Here is a 23041-nt window from a genome sequence, read left to right on the forward strand (position 1 = left end):
ATGATTGCCAATTGATCGCCTGGTCGCGATCCTCACTGGAGAGCACTCTCATGAAACTGTTGCATATCGATTCGAGCATCCTTGGCGACAATTCCGCTTCCCGCCAATTGAGCCGTGAACTGGTCCAGGCCTGGCAGGCCGCCGAGCCTGGCATCGTGGTGACCTACCGTGACCTGGCCGCCGATGCCATCAGCCATTTTTCTGCCCAGACGTTGATTGCCGCAGGCACCAGCGCTGAATTGCGGGATGCCGCCCTGCAACACGAGGCTGAGCTTAGCGCTACCACGATGGCCGAATTCCAGGCCGCCGACGCAGTGGTCATCGCGGCGCCGATGTACAACTTCAGTATTCCGACCCAGCTCAAGGCGTGGATCGACCGCATCGCCGTCGCAGGGCAGACGTTCCGCTACACCGAAGCTGGCTTCGAAGGCCTGTGCGTCGGCAAAAAACTGGTCATCGTCTCCACCGCAGGCGGCTTGCATGCCGGCCAGCCGAGCAGCGTGGGCCATGAGGAATACCTCAAAGTGATGTTCGGTTTCCTCGGCATCACCGACATCGAGTTCGTCCGTGCTGAAGGGCTGGCCAAGGGAGACGACATGCGTGCCAAGGGCCTGAACGAAGCCAAGGCTCAAATCAGCGAACAGTTCGCCGCCGCGTAAGGCTTGTGTAAAAACACCCGCCCCTTCGGGCAGCCTTGGTAAAACCCTGTATTCTGGTCAACATTGGATGGCCAGGGGGCAGGGTTTTCTTGCGTCTGGCGTTGAGCTTCTGGCGCAGGTTATGCAAGCCAAGGCTATGCGCTACCAGGCATGCTGTGTGGTGGCGAAGGGTGGAAAAAAACGATGATACGTCTTGGTGCAGCGGTACTGCTTTGCCTGCTGGGCAGCCCGGGGTCGGTGCAGGCCGCGCCGGCCCCGCATCCTCATTGGAGCGCCGGTTTTCACGAACTCAGCTTTCTTGATCCATTGGATCAGCAGCCGATGCACGCCATTGCCTTTTATCCGTCCACCGCCAGGGAACAGTCCAGCCAGTTGGGTGGCTACCAGATCGACGCCGCGCCCGAGGCCCAGATCGCCATCGGCCGATTCCCGCTGCTCATGTTGTCCCATGGCAACACCGGCACGCCGCTGGCCCTGCATGACCTCGCCACTTCGCTGGCACGCAAGGGGTTCGTGGTGGTGGCGGTGATTCATCCCGGCGACAATGCCATGGACCATAGCCGGCTCGGTACGCTCAGCAACCTGTATGGGCGGCCGATCCAGATTTCCGAAGCCATTACCGCAACGCTCAATGACCCGATGCTCTCGCCTTTCGTCAACGCTGGGCAAGTTGGCGTGATCGGTTATTCAGCAGGCGGCGAGACGGCGTTGATCCTCTCTGGCGCCACCCCCGATCTCAACCGCTTGCGTCGCTACTGCCAGGAGCGCCCGGATGACCGTGACGCTTGCAGCACCCAGGGCGAAGTGATCGCAGACCGGGACGACTTGCAACCAGTGGCCGATCCCAGGGTTCGGGCGTTGTTGCTCATGGCTCCGTTGAGCCTCAAGTTTGGTCGTCATACCCTGGCTGACGTCCATGTGCCGGTGCTGCTTTACAGCGGCGATGGCGACAAGCTGGTGGCTTTCGACAAGAACGCCGCCGCGCTGGCCCGCAAGCTGCCCATCGCGCCGGACTTCAAGACATTGGCCGGGGCAGGGCACTTTGTGTTCCTGGCACCCTGCACCGAAGAGCAGATCGCGGCAATGCCGGCGCTGTGCACTGACGCCGATGGCGTTGACCGCAAGGACATCCATCGCACGATGATTACCGAGGCCAGCCGCTTCTTTGGCCAGGCGCTGGGCAAACCGAGCCGGGCGGGGTTGCGAACCGCTGATCAATAATCGGCTTTTTCGGCTCGGCGTCGCAGCAACAAAGTCAGGCCCAGCCCGGTGACAGAGAGCAGTGCCGCGCAGAAGAAAATCGACGAATAGCCCAGGTTCAACGCCACTGCGCCCATCAAGGGTCCGGCAATCGCCAGGGCCAAGTCAAAAAATACCGCGTAGGCGCTCAAGCCTGCGCCGCGGCTGGTGTTCGGCACCTGCTTGATGGCCTCGACACCCAGCGCCGGGTACACCAACGACAGCCCAAAGCCCGCCAGCCCCGCGCCAACCAGCGCGAAGGCGGTGGAGGGTGCCACCCAGAGCAAGGCCAGGCCCAGGGTTTCGATGCTCATGCAGGCGATGGCCGAGTTGAACCCTCCGAAGCGGGCGATGCTGGAAATGAACAATAACCGCGCGAGGATGAAGCAGACGCCGAAGACCGTCAGGCACCAGGCCGCGCCGGTCCAGCCGCGGCTGACATAAAACAGGGTGATGAAAGTGGTGAGCGTGCCGTAGCCGATCGAGGCCAGGCTCAAGCTCGCCCCATAGGGCGCAATACGCCCGAATACCGCCCAGAAAGGCAGGCGCTCGCCACGAAGCACCGGCACCGAGGGTTTGTTGCGAATCATCAACAGCGCGCCCCCGGCCAGCAACGACAAGACGATGCCCAGGCTGGCGAAGCCCAGCTCACCGACCATCACTACCCCCAGCGGAGCGCCGATGGCTATGGCGCCGTACGAGGCAATGCCATTCCACGAAATCGAACGTGCCGTGTGCTCCACACCGACCTGGCCCATGCACCAACTGATGGTGCCCACGCCAATCAGGCCCTGGGCCACGCCGAGCAACAAGCGGCCGGCAATCAGGATAAGCAGGCTGGGCAGCGGGAAGCTTTGCAGCATGGTCGAGAGCAACGTCAGCACGCCGCTGAGCACAATCCCCGACAGCCCGTAGACGATGGCCCGCTTGGTGCCGACGCTGTCCGACAGCCGCCCGGCCATGGGGCGGCTGAGCAGGGTCGCCAGGTACTGTGAACCGATAGTCAACCCGGCCACCACCGCGCTGAAGCCCAGCTGTTCGTGGACATAACCGGGTAGTACGGCAATCGGCAGCCCGATGCAGAGAAACGCGATGAAGGTATAGAAAACAATGGAGACGATCTGCAGGGTGATCGACAGGGAGCTGGAGGCAGGTGAGGGCGTGGGCATAGGGCTCGTTCGCGGGCAGCGGTAAGAGAGCCTCATCATGGCGCGAGGTGAGGATAAAAGAAAGCAGGCTAACTAAATGTGCTGGCACGGGATGCGGCCCGGGCTTGGCGAATAGTCCCTTGGTTTGAACACCCGGCTTTTCTGGCGGGCAGTCGCTGCTTGTGCTCTGTAAAAGGACGACCTGTCAACTCTGACAGTATCCAAGATATGAAAGAGGGCGTTCAATCAGTCGCAGGCCCTATTGGTCGATGTGAAACGCTTCGAGATGTCCATGGGCATTGTGTGCCGAGCTTTACGGCGGTAGCTCCAATCACGACGGTCTGAATATCAGGAGAATCGGATATGGCAAGCGTGGACAAGAAAACCAGTGCGGCGCAGGCGCGTATTGACTACCTCGGGCAGCGACGTGAACAGCATTCAGGGCCCAAGGCTTTGGATCCTCCTGAGCTCCTGGCCAGGGTGGTTGATAGCACAGACGGTACGCTCCATGGCGAAGATCTGGATAGGGATCTGCAAGTCAAATTCTTGGGTTTCTCTGACTTGCCGCCACTTCCGAATGATGAGTCGATCATGTATTTGCAGTTCGCTTCGGGTGCGACGCCTGATGAAGATGACTATGAAGACGTTGCTGAAAGAAGCTTTCCTTATCCGGTCGACCCGCAAACCGCTTTTCCGTTTGAACTGACCCTTGAGCGCAAGCACTTTGCCATCGATGGCGTTTATACATTCAGAGCGTATTTAGATAGTTACAACCACCAGAAAGACAAGTCACTACCTACCACTCGTATTTTCGATAGCACGCCCCCCTATAACCATAAGGAGCCCAAACCGTTAACCATTGCGTCTCCCATCACCGATGCTGTTTTGGCGGCTAATCCTCTTGGGGTTCCGGCGATCCTTGACGAATATGACGACCGCGCGGCAAGCGATGAATATTTTCTGTGGTACGGAAAACTCCCGTTGCCGGACTCCTTGCCCGGTACCCCGCCTACGGTCACAGATTTTGTACCGAATGACCTGACATTACGGATACCTGTCAACATCATTCGGGAGGTGGGGGATGGTGGCTGCTATGCGGTGTATGCACTGCGCGACAAAGCGCAGAATCGCACTCCGCTGTCTGACGTAACCGACTTGGGCGTGGCCTTGGGCACTTGGCCGCCCCCTGATCTTCAAAGAATCGAAGTGCCGCAAGCGACATTCAAGGGGTTCCTCGATTTTCAAGATGCTCTGGATGGCGTGGATGCGGTCGTCAAAACCTATACGGGGCGAAAGGGGACCGATTTCATTGAGGTGACCTGGGGAACGACAGTGCTTCCTTTGGAAACCATGGGTTTGGCCCCAACCAAGAGCATCCGCATCGACCCCGACGTGCTGCGTAGCGAATACGGCGCTGCGACCGGGCCGATTAGTATTCAAGTAAGTTATCGCGTATTTCGAGGCACGGTGCCTTATGGCTCGGACATCGAAACAGGGATTACGGTCGTGACCAATTTTTGGCTACCGGGGCCCACGCCCACCGATCCTTGGCCTGATCCGATCAATGGTGACATCCCATTGGGTGACGTCTTTGGCGAGAATTCAACAACGCCTAACGTTTTGACCCAAGCGCACAATAATAAAGATGCCAACTTTGTATTTGAGTTGTACCCGAATGTGAAGGCGGACGAAATCGTAAAGATTTACTGGAACGGCGAGCATGTCGTCGAAGCCGATTATACGGTCTTGCCCACTGATAAAGAGGGCTATGAAAAAACGCAAATCATTCCGTGGTCCTACATCGACAGGGGCGGCAATGGCGACGAAGTGCCGGTGTGGTACTGGATCAATTCCCCCAACTCTCCCAACCGCCAACGTTCGGACGACAGGTTGGTCGAGGTGAACGCGGTCATTTTCAAGCCCGCTGCGCCGACCTTTCCCGATAAACAGGGCCAGTTCTTGAATTGCGATTCGCTCTATGGTCCCGACTACGCCATTCGTGTGCAAGTGCCTGATCTATCGGGCCCGCCTTACAACTTGGGCATCGGGGATGAGGTGACCCTGCACTGGGTCGCGCTGGCGGGTACCGCTGGAGATAATCCGATCGATGGGGCCGAGAAGGATGAAACGGTCACCCTGGATGACACAACCTGGCCGGTGACAGGCTTCATCTGGCTGGTACAACCTTACGCAACGCACCTTCTGCCCACGTATGACCCACTTGGTCCGGGGGGAAGTGAGGGGCGAGGGCGAATCACCTACTCCTATGTTGTAGATGGTGGAGAGACGATTACTTCCGAGGAGAGCGAGGCGCGAGTGACCATGTTCCTAGGTAACGGCTCGTGCCCAGTCACCTGATTATCATCACGTATCCGGCGGTGAAGGTGCGACCCCTTTGCCGCTGGAGTTAGGTCTGTTTACTTTTGCGTGACCAAAGAAGGAGTTGTCGGTAAAGAATCAGAAAAGTCCTACATATGCCCACAGGGCTAATCTATAGACTCGCCGGCCGTATTAAGTGTCGCCCGGCGAGTTGCTAGCCTGGATATGACACTTGGAATTAACTTTCCTTCTCCAGGGAATCGAGCATGATGTTTTCCAATTGCACGTTTGCATTAAACCCCATATCGCGGTGTCTTGCGCTGGCCTCCGTTGCCCCGTTTATCATGGTCTGTCAATTCACTCAGGCCCGTACATTGACGGACGAAGACCTGACCATTGGCGCTGGGGGCCGTCCCGACAATTATCAGCTGTTTGGTAACTCCACCCTGACCGCCAATGGTGCCTCCACCAAGGATATTCAGGTGGCTATCGGTGGCACGGTCAATCTAAATGGCACGACAGTCACAGCTGGATCCAGTAACGGCGTGGAGTTGGTCGATAGTACTGCAAACATTGCCGCCAACAGCACCGTGACCAGCAACGGTATAGCGCTGGCCTTGACGGGCAATGTGTTGGGGGCCAAAGCCACGGTCACGGACAGCTCGCTCATCGGCGGCGCCCGCGGCGCCTCCCTCAGTGCTGCAAGTGAGCTGACGCTGAGCAACGCCACGGTGACTGCAACGGGTGCCACGGGCACGGGTATCGTCAGTTTCGGTGGCACGGTCCAGGCCAGCAACAACACCCGAATCACGGGCGGTCAGAACGGTGTTGTCTTGCGTAATGACATCTCTTCGGTAAAGGAAAACCAGCTAACGCTGGATGCCAGCCATGTCGAAGGCCTGAATGGTGCGGCCATCATCGTGAGCAGTGTTGCCGGACTCCCTGATCGCGAAGCGGTGATCGACGTGAGCAATGGCTCGACCCTCAAGGGCAGCGATGGTGTGATGCTGCAAGTTACGAACGGTGGCATGGCGGGGCTGAATGTCGATAACAGCGTTCTGCTCGGTGATGTGGTGGCCGAAGCGGGCAGCGTCGCGAAGGTGGCCTTGAGCAACTTCGCCACCTTGACCGGGCGCCTGGAGAACGTCGATACCCTGGCGGTCAATAGCTTGGGCAAATGGGTCATGGTCGAAGACAGTCAGCTAAAGAATCTGTCGATGGCAGGGGGGGAGGTTCAGTTTGGTCAGCCTGGCAGTTTCTATACCTTGTCGGTGGAGAATCTCAGCGGTAACGGCAATTTCATCATGCATGCGGACTTTTCCAACGGGCAAGCCGATTTTCTGAATATCACGGGGACAGCAACCGGTACTCATACGCTTGACGTGGCCAGTACCGGTGCGGACCCGACGCTGACCAACCAGCGCATCCATGTCGTCCACGCGGCCAGCGGCGATGCTGCGTTCTCGTTGATCAATGGCCGGGTAGACTTGGGTACTTATTCTTATGATTTGCTCAAGGATGGCGCCAATGACTGGTATCTCGATGGTGCGAGCAAAACCATCAGTCCTGGTACGGCGTCGGTGCTGGCGCTGTTCGATGCCTCGCGTACGGTCTGGTATGGCGAACTGAGCACGTTGCGTTCGCGCATGGGCGAAGTGCGGATGAACCAGGGGCAGTCTGGCGGCTGGATGCGGGCGTATGGCAACCGCTTCGATGTTTCTGCCGACTCCGGAATGGCCTATAGGCAGACCCAGCAGGGATTGGCTTTTGGTGTGGATACCCCCGTGCCGTCAGTTGGGGATGGACAGTGGGTGTTTGGCCTGATGGGTGGTTATAGCCGGTCCGACCTGGACCTGATTCATGGGACCTCGGGCACGGTCAACAGCTTTTATGTCGGTTCTTATGCCACTTGGCTGGACGCCGAGAGCGGTTACTACTTCGACGGCGTGCTCAAGTTTAACCGCTTCCAAAATGAGTCCAAGGTCAGTCTCAGTGACGGGGCACAGGCCAAGGGGCGGTACAACACCCATGGATTGGGCACCACGCTGGAGTTTGGTCGGCATATCAAGTTGGACGAAGGCTATTTCATCGAGCCTTTTGGGCAAGTCTCGGTGCTGGCGGTTCAGGGCAAACGTTACCAATTGGATAATGGCATGGCTGCCGATGGCAACCGGAGTTATTCCCTGCTGGGCAAAGTGGGTGCAAGTGCCGGTCGGGATATCGACCTGGGTAATGGGCAGATGCTTCAGCCTTACCTCAAGGCAGCGCTGGTCAACGAGTTCGCCAAAGACAATCAGGTCAAGGTCAATAGCACAAGCTTCAACAATGACCTTTCCGGTTCTCGCCTGGAGTTGGGAGGTGGCGTTGCCATGAACGTCGCGGATAAAGTGCAAGTGCACGCCGACGTCGATTACAGCCAAGGCAAAAAGATTGATCAGCCATGGGGAGTAAACTTCGGCGTGGAATACAAGTTCTGATCAGCTTTGTTTAAAAGGTCAGCTCCGTGGATTGTTTTCACGAGACGGCATGAGGGTTAGTCAAACGAGCAAGGACCGTAACGGTCCTTGTTTCATTTTTCATGAACTCTTTTTTGGAGTCTGTCAACTGAGCAGTTCTGTTAGTACTCAACGGTTTGGTTTTGGAATCTAATGGGGCCTCTGCGGACAGTAGTGGCTTTGGAGGCGTGGTTACTCATGTGTTGATGGGAGGTTCCATGATGTCAAATTCGAAAAATTCCAGTACGTTCGGCAAAAACCAGGTTCCAATTTACCCTCCGCCCGAGGTCGTGGCGTTGCCTGATATCGAGGGTGGCGAAACCAATTTGCTGCATAAGAACGCCCTGGAAGTGCCCTTGCCCGTCACTATTCCCAAGTGGTTGAATTCCAATCCCAAGCCCCATGAGCCGGAGTGGGTCACGCTGTATTGGGGAGACGATGATCTGGAAACAAAGACCTGGACCGCCGAGGTGCCCGACGCGGATCGGGTATTTTATGTTCCGGTCCATTTCCTCATCCATGGTGAACATTCACTTCATTATTTTCTACACCTGTACAACATGGCCGAGGCTGACTCTTTTGATCTTACCCTGACCATCGATACCCTCAAGCCGCTGCTCAACCAGACCGACGACCTTGCGCAGTTTCCTGAAGCGATCCTGACAGGTGGGGTAACGGCCCAATATCTAGAGCAGAACAACGATCAAGTGAAGGTCGGTATCCCCCGTTATGATGAGCAGCGGGGTGGCCCCAAGGTCGGCGATATCATTACCTTGTATTTGAACGAAAAAAACGGAACCGGAGAGCCAGATCAGCTAAAGGTCGGTGAATTGACTGTTCCGCACCCGGTACCCAACGCTCTTGAGGGCGTGTATGAGGGGAAGGCGTTTCGCGACTTTGGCGATCGTGTGGGGTATGCGCGATATCGTGTCGAAGACCGGGCGGGGAACATCAGTGAGTTGTCGGGGCGGGTTGAGCTGGATGTGAAGGCTGCACCGACACCGCGTGATCTGTCCTATCCATGGGTGAGGGAAGCCTCTGGTAACCCGCAGGCCAGTCGGCTCGATCCAAACCTTGCGGCTGTCGTCAATAATGGCGTCATTGTTGCCATCCCTCAAAACGCGATCATCTCGGATACGGAGACCGCCGCCGTACTGTTTGGTGAAGAGGGTAGTTTCGGATTCTATCGCGCTGACACACCCATCGTCACAGGAGGGCGGGAGTACCGCATTCCCAAGGAGTATGTCGCCCGCAACCTGCGAAAAAACATACCGATAATCTTCGAGGTGACCGGTCCCAATATTCCCACACCGCTTGAGTCTCAGACGCACAGCCTGACGATCTCCAGCCTGAGCGGCGGGTTGCCGGTCCTTCAGTCCACCAGTTTTAATGCGACGATGTTGAGCTTGGCCAGCATTCCCGAGGGCGGGGCGGCTGTTCTCAGGCTGGGTAGCTGGAAGTACATGGCGACGTCACAGTTCCTCAGGGTCGAGATGAGGGGATTGCTGAGTGCGGGAGGCGCTCACACCGTGACGATTCTCGATGCTCAGCCTGTGACTTCGGTGGGTGAAATGCAAGCAGGACAGATACTCAAGACGGAGCTTCGCAGATTTCAAATCGGTGAAAAGCTCACTTTCATCGCGAAGGTCAGCTTTGACAATAAGCAGACCTGGCACGACTTTCCAACCATAGATCCTCAATTAACCAACTGACCCTTGAGCATGAGGTATTACCGTTTCAGGGATGCGCCTCGCGCTCATTTGTAGGTCATGGTGAAAGTCAACGCGCCTTTGGCCACACCGGGAGTGACGTGAGGCGCTATCTGGTAGAAGCGTGCGTTGAAGTCCAGCACCGTCGTGCCGGATGTGATGGGCACCAGGGGAACTTCCATACCCAGTGCGACAGGGGTCAGGCCGTCGCCCCTGAGGATCTGAACACCTACGCCTGATGCTCCAGAGTCTGCGGTCAGGCTGAAAACGCCGTTGTTTTCATCGACGGGGACGGACCCCAGAACACCATCGAGCTTGATCGTTGCGACGGCGATATTGCCATCTGACGGGTCGGCTTCGCAGGCGCTGAGCGTGATGGTAAAAGGCGCAAGGGTGGTGCCGAAGCCGGGGCCTGTGAACTCGGAGGTGTCCCAGGTCCCTAGTGGCACTGGATTGACGCTTACCGGGTTGCCCGAGATGCCGCAATGAGCCTGAATCACCGTGCCCACGGGGCCTACGCCGAACCCTTTGCCGACGCCGGTAAAGGTCCCGCTGAACAGTTCGCGGCCATCCAGTGGGTTGGGACCGGTCGGAATGGGGCCGGTTTTGATCAGGGTGGTGTAGGTCCGCAGGTTGCGCAATGTAAAGCGTATGAACGTGGTGATCTGGTCCTGATAGCCAGCGAAGGGCACGATCGGGCGATAGGTCGGTCCGCCGATGGGGATGAAGGTGTTGTTGCCGCTGCCATCGAAGGGAAAATCCAGGCGGATCAAGGCGCCCACGCCTGGAATATTGGTGTTGAATACCTTGCCGTTCACATCGAACCCGTCAACCGGCGGCAACTGGCCGGCGAACAGCGGGGCGGTTGGCTGGGCCTGGAAGTTGAGGATGGTGCCGGGGGTATCGACGCTGCAGTCCAGTTGCGAACCACCGCCGCTGGTGAAGGTGTGTTTGTTCAAGGTGCCGATGACACTTCCTACGGCAGCGTCCCGAGGGACATAAAGCGTGCCCAATTGAGGCTGGAAATGCAGGGGGCCACTTCCGGCCTCCCACCAGCACGTATCGGGGGCGGCGAATGCGGATGAAGTCGGGCTGCCGGTGACCAGCACCAGAGATGTCAGCAGCAGTCGTGTCGATTGTTTCATGGTGTTTCCTGTGGGGTCGGGCATGACAATAGGCTGTTTGCCAGTGGCTGGATGGCGCGTGTCAATGGCATGTCAGCGCCTGAATGCGATAGCCCTGCACCTGCTCCATCGTCTGCGGATTGACGTCCAGCCGGCATTGAGGGGCGTCGCCCGGTGCCCAGTGCACGTTAAGTTGTTGTGGCTCGGGCCCTACAGAGAGCAATACCTGGCCGGCCTGGCCCACGGTACCCAGAACAGTGCCCTGGGCATCGCTGACCTGAGCGCCGAAAGGCAGGGCCTGGCCGTGAGCCGTTTGCCCGCTGATCAACAGGCGATTGATGGTGCGCGCGGTGAAGGTGGTCTTGACCACGGCCCCGCGGCGTGGGACGACTTGCGCGGTGCCATTGTCGATCTCGATTTCAGGCCCCAAATCATCCGTTTGCAGGGACACCTGGTTCATTCGATAGGGCCGCAGGTAAGGGACCAGCGCGAAGCCTTGGGCATTGGTTTTCACGCCTGTCGCGTTCTTGACTCCCACACCGGGGATATCCGGTACCTCAACCAACGCCAGCGTTTCTCCCAGGTACGGGCCGGCTTCGATACCATCGGCATGAAGCAGCAATGCGCCGCTGGCGTTCAGTGAGGTCGTGCGGTAGTGGCTGCTTTGAGTGATCCCGGCGCCGACGCTGCCAGTGGCTCCTTGAAAACCTAAAGCCAACTCGGCTGACTGTCGCTGTTGCGAGTCGTGGCTGATGCTGGTTCGATAGTTGAGCCGGTTCTCAAGACTGTTACCACTCAGGCTGGCCCTCTGGCTGTGGCGCCCAGCGTTGTTCTGTACGTCGAACGTGGCAGTGCTCGAAGGCATGAAGTCCAGCGGCAATGATACGCTCAACCCCATTTGGCGCTGCTCGCCCACGTTGCGTTTGTCGCTGTCTCTGAGCGATTGCAAGGCATAGACGTTATAGGTCACGCCTTTGTGTTGGGTATTGAAGTTGAACTGGAACTGGCGTTGGGTGTTATTCGTTTGCCAGTAATCCTGGTGCGAGAACGTCAGGTTGACGGAGCTGTGTTTCCCGATTTTCTGGTTGATTGCCGCTTCGAGACGGCTGCGTCGGCTGCCGAAAAAACGGACGTCGTGCTCGCGGTCGCGCACCGCTTCGTCGAAATCGCGGTAACCCTCGGTGGAATAGCGATAGCCAGCGAAACGCAGCTGGGTCCCGCTTTGGAATGATTTGCCGTATTTGACCGAGTAACTCTTGCCTTGCACGTCCTGGCTTGCCTGCGTATCGGAGTGACTCAGGTCCAAGGCCAGGGCGCCCAGCGCACCCAAGTCCCGGGAGGCCCCCAGTGTGACGGCCCGATAAAAGTCGCTGCCCATCGCGCCGCCATATAACGTCGTGCTCCAGCCGAGCCCCCAGGCCAGCGTACCTTGCCAGAGCAGAGGGTGGTCACCCTCGCTGATGGCGTTGTAATGCCCCACTGTCGCGCTGTAACGCCAGAGACCTTCGCGCAAAAGATTGCTGAGTGTGGCGTAAGGCTGCGTGTAGCGATGAACCTGGCCATCGGCTTCGGTTAATACAATTTCCAGTTCACCGCTGCCGCCCACGGTAGTGAGATCATCGATTTCATAAGCGCCGGGGCTGACATAGGTGGAGTAGATCGGGTAACCGTTTTGCAGGACCTCGAGCTTGGCCCGCGTCTGGGCCACGCCTCGTATGACAGGGGCATACCCCTGAAGGGCATCGGGCAGCATGTCTGGGTCCGAGGCAATGATCGCGCCCTTGATGGGCAGGCTCCTGAACACATCGCCCCGGGTAAAGGTTTCACCCAGGGTCAGATTGGCTTGCAAGCCGGGAAGATCGCGCTGGGCATAGGTATAGGCGCTGCTCCACTCGCGTTGGTTCTGTTCGTTGCGGCGTAACGTCTGGTTGCTGCGCAAACGCCAGGCGCCCAGATTCAGCCCACTGTTGAGGTACAGGTCATCACTCTGGCTGGAGCCGCCTTGTTGATGATTGCTCTGCTGCGCCGACACCTGGTAATTAATAAAGGCCGCGTTGATTCCGTGATCCCAGCGCTCGGGGTCGGCATAACCTGACTGATTCCTGCGCATGGCGATCTGGGGAACCGAGAGTGACAACCACAGCTTGGCGCCTTCGAACTCGATATTGGCCCCGGGGACTGCGCTGGCCAGGTCGATGCAGTCGGTGTTCAGCGCTTGGTTGTCGGCCAGGTCGTCGAGACGTACGCCCAGCTCTTGAAGCAAATCGGACGATAGGCAGGGCAGCAGGTCGCCCTCGGGGCTGAGGCTGAAGTCGAGCTCACGCAGGCCAAAGGAGCGCCGGTTGATTTGAAGTTCGACCCGATAGCGCCCCGGCCCAAGGTCCTGACGCTGGCCCAGCGCACTGAGTGCCAATGCCCCGGCATCGTGAGTGTATTCCGGATGCTGGCGCAGGAAACCGGATTGGAATTCAACCGTCGCATCGGCCAGCGCGGGTGTGATATCGAGCAGTGCCGTACTGGCACCCAGGGCGACCCAGCGAGCCAGGCGTGCTTCGCCGCCGATACCCGAGCGTTTCAAGAGTCGAGTCATTAAAAGTGTCCGAGAGCGCATGGCGTCACAGTGTTGAAGGGAGCTGCACGGGGGCGGTCAAAGGCGCGCTGAAAGCGCCGTAGTCATTGACTGTGGCGAAAGTGACCTGCAAGCCGGCTGTCGGTTTGATCCGGCCCAAGGCAAATGTCTGGCGTTGCAGCGGCGCCGACATGGCCGGGTTATTCAGTTCTTCGGATTGGCGCTGGTCGCTGACTTCAAGCCGGCTGAATGAGACATGGAAGGGGGTTGGGTTGTAGACCACCAACTGCACCGAGCCGTTGACCTGCTCGATCGACCACTGCAGATCCTTGAGGCGGGCTTGCGGGTTGTCTTTGATTTGGCTGGGGCGATAGAACAGTTTGATCCGTGTGCGCAGGGCGATATTCAGGGCGTTGGTGTGGCTGGTATCGGCCTGAGGAATTTCCTGGACGTTGAAATAGAACAGCGATTCACGGTCCGTCGGCAAGGTGTTGGGGAGTGCATTGATCTGCACTTGTTGCTCCTTGCCGGGGTTGAGCCGGAACAACGTGGGTGACGGCATGAAGGGGACGGCGGTGGTGGTGTCGTCGGCAGCGGTGTTTACCCAGGTTTGGACGGCAAATATATTCTCGCTGGGGTTGGCGATGATCAGCGAAACACTGCGTTTATCACTGTCGAACACCACGCGGGTGCCGCTCAGGCTCAGCGCCGCCTGACTCTGGGCACTCTGGAAAAACAAGATCGACAGTGCCGCGCAGGCGCCAAGAATTGACCGCGCGGCCCCAGGCTGTTTGATGAACGTGAACATAGAAAAGTACCGGTGGATCAGGCGCGGGGCAGCGCCTGAGGTGCAGTGCGCTTGCGCCACGGGGAGCCCGGCGTACAAGCCGGCAACTCATGGCGTGCGTGGGCGGAAATCAGATGATGTTCACAAGGAACATGATGTGCGCCGAGGCAGGTCCCGGCGTTACCGTGGCAGCGGTCGAGCGATAACGGGCATGGAAGAGCATGTCGGTTTCGCCGCCGGCGACCAGGTTGTACGCGACGGAGCTTGTGCCGGGTGCGATGGCGGCGCCCGACTTGTCGCGGATCGCGATGGACACGCCCGTCGCATGGCCCGGTGTCGGGGCAACGGCAAAGTAGTCGCCGCTGCTGTCGGCGGCACCGTTGAAGGTCGTAGTGGCGGTTTGGCCAGGGGCGATCACACAGCCTGAGCCGCCTTTGACGCGCAGGACAAAGTCCTTGCCCAGCAGTTCATCCCCGACCTGGGTGAAGTGACTGGCATCGACACTGCCCATGTAAACGGTATTGCCGATGGTGCCATCGCCTGGGTTGACGACTTCGATGGGGCAGGTACTGGCGGTGATTTCACCTTGGAAGTGGATGGTACCGGTGTTGGCAAGCGCCGCGGTGCCTGCCAGGTTGGTTGCCAGGCCAAGGCACAGGGCGAGGGAAGTTTTTTTCATGGGGGGAATCCAGTGGACGCAGTGCTCGGCATTCAAGGCGTGAGACCGGACGGGGCGCACTGCGATTTGGCCGGTGTCGATAAGGTCTCTCTGGATAAGTTTAAGAAACGGCGTGGGGGGCGGGATATGAGAGAGTTCTCATTGTGAGCGTGGGGTGTCAGGGAGGTGGAACAGGATGTTTCGGGGGGGGAGGCACCAACCGCGACCGAGGTGTTCTCGGTCAGGTTGGTGTTCAGGTGAGTGAGGGGGAGTCACGCATTTCTGACATTTTTATTGATCAACGCTGTTTCCTTCAGATGTTTCGGTATTCCGCTGGCCCCCAATATTGTTTCGAATGTTTTTTCACCGTGCACATTTCCCCAGTAAGCAGCGCCGGCAACGGTGGCTCCTCTTTTTCTTGCTGCCAGTGCGACGGCGAGCTGGTCTTGCGCAGTTGCAACGAGCCTGTTCTGAGGACCGCCGGTGTTCCTGAGTTGTTTCCCCATTTGAATCTGCTCGAGTAAATTTTTTTGCGCGTCGTCAACCCAAAGTGCTGGTGGCATCGGAGGAGGGGCAGGGGGCGCTGCATTCTGTACTGCCGAACTCACCACGGCTGAACTGCGATAGTAAGGCAGGTTAGGAGTCAGCCTCGCTTGGGGTATTTTAAAGGTCGAGTGGCCCACACCGTGCCTTGAGGTTTTGCTGATCCCGGCCATGACGAGCCCGTTGAACCACTTAGGCCCCTGTTTTGCTGTCTGTGATGCTATAGCGCGTCCTACACCGTAACCACCGACCGCGCCAACCAAGCCAATTCCCAGGCCCGCGTAGTCCAATATCTGGCCCACCAGCAAAGCGTCCTCATTATCATCGGCTGTTGCCGCTTTGATCGCCGTAGTAATGACCCCCAAACCTACGGCAGTCACTGATGCTACGTTAGCAATCACGGCGGCAACCAATGCCAGGCCACTCAGACCGCCTGTGGGGATCCAGGTAATGACAGCAAAGACAGCCGCAACGACAGTCACGGCGGCGCTAATAGCGACAGCGACCCAGTTTTTACTTCGTTTGTACGCGCCCGGAACCCGATCCTCATCCGGGTGTTTCATGCGCGAGACCGAACTCACATGGCCCGTCGGGTCCTTGAAGCGAATCGGGTTACCCAGGCAATAGCAGTAGGGGTTGACGCCACCTGCACCGAAAGGGCTGAAGGAGTCCGGGCTGTGAAAGCGCATCAGCACCGGGTTGTAGGCGCGATAACCGTTGCCCAGCAGGTACCAGCCACTGCTACTTTCCCGCACCTCGCCATTGAAGGCCCGAACGCTCAATAAAGGTTCTTCGCTGCTGCGCTCGCCGTAGGCGCTATAGATGGCGGCGCGTAACGCGGCACCTTGGCATTCGCCCAGTACACTGCTATTGGCATCGGTGAACAACAGCAGGTTTTTCGACGGATCACCCGGTTGGTGTTGGCCCAGGACCTGGTCTGTGGCGGTGAAGAAGTGGGTCTGTGCGGCGCTCTGGATGGTATAGCTCAGTTCGTCACCTTGGTAGAGGCGCAAGGATTTCGCCTGGGTACCCTCCTGGGAACTGATCAGGCGATCATGCCCATCGTACTGGTATTGCATGACCGGCTGCTGGCTGACGGAGCGGACTTCCAGCAGGCGGCTCTGGCTGTCGTAGCGCAGCAATTGCCCCTGCTCATCGTGACGCATGTTGCCATTATCGTCGTAGTCGAACGTCTGTTCCTCCGTGGGGCCTCCATCGAGGCTGCGGGTCATCCTGACCAGGCGACAGGGGTCGTCGTCGGCGTAGAAGTATTCGTTGACCTCGCTGGCACCTCCCGAAAACTGGCTCACTCGTAGGGTGATGTTGTCCAGGTCATCGAAAATGTACATTTGTTGCTCGATGGCGCGACCGGCTTCATCCTTGGGCAAATCCCGGCCCGAGCAGGTATGGACGCCCAAGCGGCCACGGTCGTCGTAGTCGAACGCCTCCAGGAGCAGGCTGTTCAGTAGGCCTGCCTCCTCGACTTGCAGATGACGTGACTTGAGCTGCCCGTCGGGATACCAGACCTGCTCGATGGTCCGTGTCGAATGCCCCGGCAATGTGATCGTCCGCAGGATTTCCTGATCCTGATCGTCATACGTCAACTCGGTGATGAGTGTGGTGTTGGCGTCAGTATCAACGCTGGTGGTTTTGCTCAAGCGGCTGAGAGCATCGTATTCAAATGTCGCTTCCAGGCCACCCTGAACGCTGCGCGTAACGAGTCCCGCGCTGTCGTATTCGTAGACGTTTTCGACGGTGTTGAGGTGGTTGATATCCAAGCGCTTGCGCAGTTGTCCGCCCGATGTGCTGATGTATTGGGTTTCCCAGGACAATCCCTGCTCATCGACCCATTGCTCACTGCGCACCTGGTTGGTGATGTCGTATTCGTAGTGACGCGAACCTTGCTCGTTCTGCGCCTTGACCAGACGAGCCGAGACCGGGTGGTAGTCAAAGGCGCTCTGTGCATCGGGCGAATGAATGGCGGTGGGCTGATCGGTCAGTTGCAGATTTTTATATTCATAGGTGATCACCGCGCCGGCGGCGGTGGTTCTCGTGTTGGGTTGCAACTGATCGTCGATGTAGCCGAGCGTTTCGCTGCGCATGCCGGTCTGGGTTTCGGTCAGGCGTTCCAGGCCGTCGAAGGTCTGGGTGCCGATCAACACGGGGTCGGGTGAACTGCCGGAGGCGGGTTTCACCCACAGCGCCGTGGGCAGTTCCGAGCGGCTGTGGGTGGCATACTCGCGTGATACCACACACTGGTCCGGCAAGGTGGTGGTGACCATGCGGGACCAAGGGTCATAGCTGTAAAGCGTCTTGCGTTTGAGTTCGTCGACCTCTTGTATGCAGTTACCCTGGCCATCGTACTGGTAAGTGCGGGTGGCAAGTACCTGGCCCTGTGCATCGAGGCTGGCTGTCTGCGCCGGTTTGTCCAGCAAGTTGATGCGGGTCTCGCTTTTGCCACTGATCATCGGAGAGTGGCCAGGGCTTTGCCGCCACCGGGTTTCCACCAGACCGTTCCAGGGAGATGGGTGACCGACGGCGATGCCGATGGGGTTGAATTCGGTGTGGGCCTGCACACCGTCAGGGCCAGTGACACAGGACTGTTCGCCCCAGTCGTCATACTCATAGGTGGTGGTGTAGGCGAAGGAGCGTCCTTCAAAATAATCGTAACGGGTTTCTTCGATCAGCTCGCCCAAACCGTTGTAACGAGCCTTCCAGGTTTGTTCGACGCGCGCGGGGTTGGTTTCGCTGACATTATCGCGCTCTTCATAAATCTGGCGTCCCAGTCCGTCAATTTGGGTTCGGGTGGTGATTCCGCGTGCGTTGACAGCATCTCGCCCACTGAAGTGCCCCAGGCCGGCAGAAGGGTAATACTGATAGGTGCGTACAGCCTTGAATTCGCTACTTCGGGGCGCCGTGGCTTCACGAACCAGTCGTCCTAGTTTGTCGTACTCATAGCTGATTTCCATGTCGCTCGAGTGCAACAACAATAGCTTTCCGGTCAGTGCCGAAGTTTGCTCGATATTGACTTTCTTAGCACCGTCGAAATCGGTACTCAAGGTCGTGGTGAGCTGGATGGCGGGTTCGGGAAAGTCGATGCCGGAGAGTCTTTTGTAATCAGTATCAGTGTAGGTGGTGGCGCCATTGAGGCGTACAGCCTGTCGCGACAATTGACCATGACGTAAAGGGTCGTTCAGGTCAGTCCAGTATTGGTAGGTGGTGCTCTGCAACGCCTCCTCTCGTTCCTGGGGGGTGCCGGCATCATGCACTTGAACCAGAACTTGCTCGTCGAGCGTGACGGGCCTCGCGAGCGGGGTCCTGGCCAGTGGAGGTATTTCGATGTAGCGGTAGTGGGTCCGCAAGGTGGGGGCCGGCTCGTGGTCCGGTGCGGGCGTCACCGTGCTGCTCTTGACTTTGCAGACAAACCCATAAGGGTTGTCGGGGAAGTCCGCTTCGCCAGAGGCGCGGTAGTAGACGTTGGTGGTGGTGATGCCACTGGCCTCAACGTGAGTCAGTTCATTGCCGGAGCTGTCGTAGGTGTAGGTCTCTGTTTCTGCGCGTTGACGTGTCGGGTTGCTTTTAAGCCGCCAGCGATTGATCACCTGCGTAGGCAGTTGATAGGTATTCGGTTGATCCAGCACCGAGCCGTTGCGCAAAGGGTAAACGGTTTCGGTTTCCTGGATGTTGTCACCTTGCGTCGTGGTCTGGAGTATGAGCGAGTGGAAACGGTTGAACGTGCGTTTGACACTGCGCACAGGTCTTCCTGTCAGGTAATGGGTTTCCACGGTGCTGTAGTCGTAAGTACCGCTCTGATAGATCAGCGGGTCCTTGTTGTCGGTGCCCCATTGGATCGGCAAGGTGTTGCCCAGGAAGTTCTTATCATCCGGATAGGTGTATTCGACTTGCACCTTGTCCGGGTTGTCAGGGGCGCCATCTGGATAAATCTCGTGACGGCTGACACGTGGCAGGTAGCGGCCCGACGGACCGGGGAAGCTGTGTTCGCTGTCATAGACGATCAGTTCACTACCGCCCAACGGGTTTTCCACCTTGGTCACCACGGTGTGCCCATGTTTGATCACGTAGTCGAATCGCCAGTAACCCCGTTGGCCGGATTCATCGGCAGGCAGGGCAATGGTGCGGGCATATTTCAGCTCGCCCGAGTCGAAAGTCATCGTATAACGCGCCCGCGCAGGGAGCGCCTCATCGACATTGGGGTAGAGATCCAGATCCAGTTTGCCGGCGTCGCGCCGCACGCTCAACAAGGGGATCCCCGCGTCGTCGTTGACCGATTGCAGCAGCGTGTGTCCGTTGAATGAGGTATAGGCAAGGACCAGCCTGTGGCCCAGGGGGCTATAGATTTCGATCGGAACGGCGACGTGGTCGCTACCCATGCCGCGCTCTCGCAAAATTTCCACGGTGCCGGTCTTGTGCACCAGCATGAACTGTTTCTTATCTTGAAATGGCGTGTATTCGAAGAATCGGAAACTGTCGAGTTTTTTGGTCTCCATCAGCAGTTCCCCGTCCACGCCATTGGCGGTCACGGTGTGGCGTTCGCCCGTGCTCGTGGATAAAACCTGCTTGTTCATATCGTATTCGGACAGCTGCACATTCCAGCCGATGCCATAGCCGCTGTCCGTTGTGTTGAGAGCGCTGAAAGCCAATGCCAGCGAAAAGCCCGGGCCGCGCAAATCGTTGCCCTTGAGTTCGGGTAAGTCGAGGGATATCCGGTATTGCCCGGTACGTGGGTCAACGCCACTTTGCAGCGACTGCATGAAGTTGAATGCGTTGGAGGGAACGGAAGTATCGGCACTCATGGGGGCACACCTCAATGAGTCATCGAAAGCCATAATGAATGGCGCCTTTTAACGGCAGGGCTACGGCGAGTTGTCGATACGGTAACAGTCTGCAGAGCGCCAGTAACCTAACAGTTCTGATAGTGTTCGGCGCGATCGGTCAGGGGTAAAACGTCTTTATCGCTGCATGAAAACTCAACGAGGGTGGCGAACCGTTGGGGGAAGAGTCCCTGCGTCTGTTTTTATGTAGGTAAGCGCTTGCGGCGCCTTGAAAGCACTATTTTTTTGATGGAAAGACTGATTGTCGTTGAAAGGCCAGGTTCGGGAATTGCTCTTTGCTGTTTTGGCGATCAGATGGTTTCGTGACGTTTATCTCGATAGGAAGCGCTCAGTCGTGAGTTTGCGAGACGGCTCGGCTCACCGTTGATTTTGATATTTGAGGGTATGGCAATGGCAACTACCTATACGTTGGCAGAGCTTCTGAGCTGGATGAAGGATCAGGATCGCATGAGCAAATGGGATGCGATTGTGGCCATGGAACGCAACAAAACCAATCTGCTGCTGATTCAAAACTACATTGATAAGTTCAGTTACGGCAGCTATATCCCGTACATTACCGGAGCCATTGCAACAGGTGGTACCGGGGGCATTTTTCGGGAATATATTCAAGAGTTTGTAATGGATGTACCTCGTTTGCATTACGAGGATACCGGTCTTGATAATTCGAAGGCCAATCTGCGGATGGCCGTTGTGGCCGGTCGTCAAGTCTCCATCAAAAAAGACGTGACGGTGTGGCATGCCACGCGCATCTTGGATTATGACCCGCTGGACGGGCCGAGCTTATTCCTGGACCTGTTATTGCCCGAGGTGTCGGAAGAAATTGCCGACAATGGGAATATCCGCCTGGACCTGAGCAAAAGCGATAACTTCCGCTTGACGTTTGTCGAAACCCAGACAGAACAAGAGCAGGCCGGCAGAGTTCTCAAAGCCTTGTTTAATCGATTGAATGATGAACAGCGTGTCTGGACCCTGGGCACGATTAAGCGGGGCACCAACCCCATGATGCAACCGCGCTCTTTCGCCTTGCGCACGCAGCGGGGTGCTCAGGAGGGCGAGGGAGCGATGCTTGCCTTTGTGCGCATGGAGGGTAGACATGAGGGAGACACGCCTGGCTCTAACAGCGGTTTTCGTTACTTGATTCCGAATGACGCCGGAAGGAATTACTCTGCCACTGTATTGGTAGGGCGAGGCCGAGTAGTTATTGCTGAGTTGGTACGGTCGCTGGGGGAAATGATTGATAGCGATGATTTTGATTTTGTTTTTGATCATGATAGCGGAGACGTTACTGCGACAGCTAAAGGCGGGGGTATTACGGTTCCTCGTGGGATATTTAATCATCGTTTGGATATGAATCCCGTAGTGGGGGGGCCAATATGGGCGGATCTTGAGGTTGTTCATCCTGAATTTTTTCTGGCAGCCAGTGGAAGTCTGAAGGTTGCGCTGCGGGGGCAAGAGATTAGCGTCGAGTGGCCGTGTAGCGGGACTATTGACGCTAAAATTAATGTTTTAGAAAGTAATTATTATCCACTTCAATCGCTCATAGATTTGTATCCGGGCACTACTTTGCGTTACGGCTTAACCGTCACGGCGACCTATCAATTGATTGATGATGCCGCCGGCGGCGCGTTAAAAAGAATAAAATTTGATATTGAAAGCGATGCAGTCCCTGAGCCAGGCGATGATTTTTCCGAATTTGACGATGCCGTTAAGCGTAAGTTGATTTTGGAAGGTCAAACAATAAATATAACGCTTATACTGTTTTTTTTGCTAGGGCTGGCGATGGTGCAGGCTGCTGAAGTTTTACTTCGGTTGTTGGCGATGGATGCGTCGGGGATGATGGAGGGGGCAATCAAAGATCAGTTCCCTACGGGCCGCGTTGTGTCGGGATTTATTGCGGAAAATCTCGAGCTTAACTACGGCGAAACCATTCAGATGCTCAATTTACAGTCCCCTTATGATGTCGGTCTGTTCGGTCGCATCAATCCCGCTCAAACAACGTTCGCCATCACTACGCCGGAACCCCGCATTACCGCCGGCACACCGCACTATGCTTTTGAGGTTTTTCCTGAAAGAACCGGCCTGAAATGGGCTGTTGAAGACCTGCAGCGTCGTGCTGTCAGCGCAGGTACGATCGATGAAAATACAGGGGTCTACACACCTCCGGCAGCGAGTCAGATCGAGGGGCGTTTCACCCGTGTACGGGTCACCGCAACCGACCCTGTTACCCAGTTCAGCAGTTCTGCCTTGGTGACGGTAGTCCGCTCGCGCTTGACGATCAATCCACTGATTCAGATGTGCAATAAAGACGAGCGTGTACCGTTAAAGCTTGGCTATCTGAAGGACGATGAGGACAGCCCTGCGCCTACGGTGGTCATCAACAATCCGGTTCCGGGGGAGAGCGGTTCTATCGAATCCAATAATGGCGTTTACACCTATGTCTCGAATAAAGACGTCGTCGAAGAGAAAACCTATGTGATGGATGAACTCGTGGCGACTTATAAAGGGTATACGGCGTCGGTTTACATGGTGGTTACACAGACAACTCCCGCGATAACCATTCAGGCCCCTGACAGTTTGGAAGGATTGACAGAAGTCGCTTTAAGAGCCATGGCCAATACCACTGATATTACCGAACACGTTGAATGGAGTATTGAATTCAACGGCCCCGGCTCATGGCACAGCGAAACCCCAGGCGTCTATAAGGTTGACGAAATGGCCCCGCAGGCTTTTGTGTTCATCAGAGCGTCCTGGGACTCGGTGGTTATAGGTGTTCTTGAAGGTCATCTACTGCTCGCGATGCCCTTGCTCGATATTCCCGATGTGCCGCTGAGTGTTGCCGAGACTGATGGCGAGACAGGCCTGGCTTATTGATCTGTATAACGACTTGCTTGCAACCCATTTATTGAAGCGACCCATGGGCTCGACGCCTTGGTGCAAT

At 57.2% G+C, this 23041-nt stretch carries 12 protein-coding genes; 6 read left to right on the forward strand and 6 right to left on the reverse strand.

The window, feature by feature from the left end; translation table 11 throughout:
* The first annotated feature begins 50 nt into the window (after positions 1-50).
* Together AD663_RS12265 and AD663_RS12270 are read left to right on the forward strand one after the other, a co-directional pair.
* On the forward strand, positions 51-659 hold the full coding sequence (locus AD663_RS12265; RefSeq protein ID WP_003181248.1) for an FMN-dependent NADH-azoreductase: 609 nt from the start codon (positions 51-53) through the stop codon (positions 657-659).
* Positions 660-842: 183 nt separating this feature from the next.
* Complete coding sequence (locus AD663_RS12270) at positions 843-1880, forward strand: dienelactone hydrolase (protein WP_053213815.1); 1038 nt, start codon at positions 843-845, stop codon at positions 1878-1880.
* Here the strand turns inward: AD663_RS12270 and AD663_RS12275 are convergent.
* Positions 1874-3067: an MFS transporter gene (locus tag AD663_RS12275; RefSeq protein ID WP_053213816.1), complete on the reverse strand. Its 1194-nt coding sequence runs from the start codon at positions 3065-3067 to the stop codon at positions 1874-1876. The two genes, AD663_RS12270 and AD663_RS12275, sit on opposite strands and share 7 nt — an antisense overlap.
* 342 nt (positions 3068-3409) lie before the next feature.
* Between AD663_RS12275 and AD663_RS12280 the strand changes: the two genes are divergently transcribed.
* The 3 genes from AD663_RS12280 to AD663_RS12290 all read left to right on the forward strand — a co-directional run bounded on the left by AD663_RS12280 (position 3410) and on the right by AD663_RS12290 (position 9572).
* Positions 3410-5404 (forward strand): hypothetical protein, encoded by a 1995-nt coding sequence (locus tag AD663_RS12280; protein ID WP_053213817.1) that lies wholly within the window; start codon positions 3410-3412, stop codon positions 5402-5404.
* A gap of 305 nt (positions 5405-5709) precedes the next feature.
* Positions 5710-7842, forward strand: a complete 2133-nt coding sequence (locus AD663_RS12285; protein WP_083455138.1) for an autotransporter outer membrane beta-barrel domain-containing protein — start codon at positions 5710-5712, stop codon at positions 7840-7842.
* A gap of 236 nt (positions 7843-8078) precedes the next feature.
* Positions 8079-9572 carry a hypothetical protein gene (locus tag AD663_RS12290; protein WP_053213818.1) on the forward strand — a complete coding sequence of 498 codons (1494 nt, stop codon included), beginning with the start codon at positions 8079-8081 and terminating at the stop codon, positions 9570-9572.
* A gap of 44 nt (positions 9573-9616) precedes the next feature.
* Here the strand turns inward: AD663_RS12290 and AD663_RS12295 are convergent, their stop codons facing one another.
* From AD663_RS12295 to AD663_RS12315, 5 genes are all read right to left on the reverse strand, one after another.
* Positions 9617-10714, reverse strand: a complete 1098-nt coding sequence (locus AD663_RS12295; protein WP_003181262.1) for a fimbrial protein — start codon at positions 10712-10714, stop codon at positions 9617-9619.
* 61 nt (positions 10715-10775) lie between these two features.
* Positions 10776-13283 carry a fimbria/pilus outer membrane usher protein gene (locus AD663_RS12300; RefSeq protein WP_003181263.1) on the reverse strand — a complete coding sequence of 836 codons (2508 nt, stop codon included), beginning with the start codon at positions 13281-13283 and terminating at the stop codon, positions 10776-10778.
* A gap of 25 nt (positions 13284-13308) precedes the next feature.
* Positions 13309-14070 carry a molecular chaperone gene (locus AD663_RS12305; RefSeq protein WP_003181264.1) on the reverse strand — a complete coding sequence of 254 codons (762 nt, stop codon included), beginning with the start codon at positions 14068-14070 and terminating at the stop codon, positions 13309-13311.
* 109 nt (positions 14071-14179) lie between these two features.
* Complete coding sequence (locus AD663_RS12310; protein ID WP_003181265.1) at positions 14180-14728, reverse strand: fimbrial protein; 549 nt, start codon at positions 14726-14728, stop codon at positions 14180-14182.
* Positions 14729-14979: 251 nt separating this feature from the next.
* Positions 14980-20064 carry an RHS repeat-associated core domain-containing protein gene (locus tag AD663_RS12315; RefSeq protein WP_053213819.1) on the reverse strand — a complete coding sequence of 1695 codons (5085 nt, stop codon included), beginning with the start codon at positions 20062-20064 and terminating at the stop codon, positions 14980-14982.
* 429 nt (positions 20065-20493) lie between these two features.
* On the opposite strand from AD663_RS12315, the gene AD663_RS12320 reads away from it, so the two are divergent.
* Entirely contained in the window at positions 20494-22974 is a 2481-nt protein-coding gene (locus tag AD663_RS12320) for a hypothetical protein (RefSeq protein WP_053213820.1), read from the forward strand.
* Positions 22975-23041 lie beyond the last annotated feature (67 nt).

It is taken from the genome of Pseudomonas sp. Q12-87 (assembly GCF_001269755.1).
Lineage (GTDB): Bacteria > Pseudomonadota > Gammaproteobacteria > Pseudomonadales > Pseudomonadaceae > Aquipseudomonas > Aquipseudomonas fluorescens_S.

What these genes read in the sequence shown, in the direction of transcription:
- AD663_RS12265 (WP_003181248.1), top strand. Translation starts at nt 51, where the DNA reads ATGAAACTGTTGCATATCGATTCGAGCATCCTTGGCGACAATTCCGCT.
- AD663_RS12270 (WP_053213815.1), top strand. Translation starts at nt 843, where the DNA reads ATGATACGTCTTGGTGCAGCGGTACTGCTTTGCCTGCTGGGCAGCCCG.
- AD663_RS12275 (WP_053213816.1), bottom strand. Translation starts at nt 3,067, where the DNA reads ATGCCCACGCCCTCACCTGCCTCCAGCTCCCTGTCGATCACCCTGCAG.
- AD663_RS12280 (WP_053213817.1), top strand. Translation starts at nt 3,410, where the DNA reads ATGGCAAGCGTGGACAAGAAAACCAGTGCGGCGCAGGCGCGTATTGAC.
- AD663_RS12285 (WP_083455138.1), top strand. Translation starts at nt 5,710, where the DNA reads ATGGTCTGTCAATTCACTCAGGCCCGTACATTGACGGACGAAGACCTG.
- AD663_RS12290 (WP_053213818.1), top strand. Translation starts at nt 8,079, where the DNA reads ATGATGTCAAATTCGAAAAATTCCAGTACGTTCGGCAAAAACCAGGTT.
- AD663_RS12295 (WP_003181262.1), bottom strand. Translation starts at nt 10,714, where the DNA reads ATGAAACAATCGACACGACTGCTGCTGACATCTCTGGTGCTGGTCACC.
- AD663_RS12300 (WP_003181263.1), bottom strand. Translation starts at nt 13,283, where the DNA reads ATGACTCGACTCTTGAAACGCTCGGGTATCGGCGGCGAAGCACGCCTG.
- AD663_RS12305 (WP_003181264.1), bottom strand. Translation starts at nt 14,070, where the DNA reads ATGTTCACGTTCATCAAACAGCCTGGGGCCGCGCGGTCAATTCTTGGC.
- AD663_RS12310 (WP_003181265.1), bottom strand. Translation starts at nt 14,728, where the DNA reads ATGAAAAAAACTTCCCTCGCCCTGTGCCTTGGCCTGGCAACCAACCTG.
- AD663_RS12315 (WP_053213819.1), bottom strand. Translation starts at nt 20,064, where the DNA reads ATGAGTGCCGATACTTCCGTTCCCTCCAACGCATTCAACTTCATGCAG.
- AD663_RS12320 (WP_053213820.1), top strand. Translation starts at nt 20,494, where the DNA reads ATGGCAACTACCTATACGTTGGCAGAGCTTCTGAGCTGGATGAAGGAT.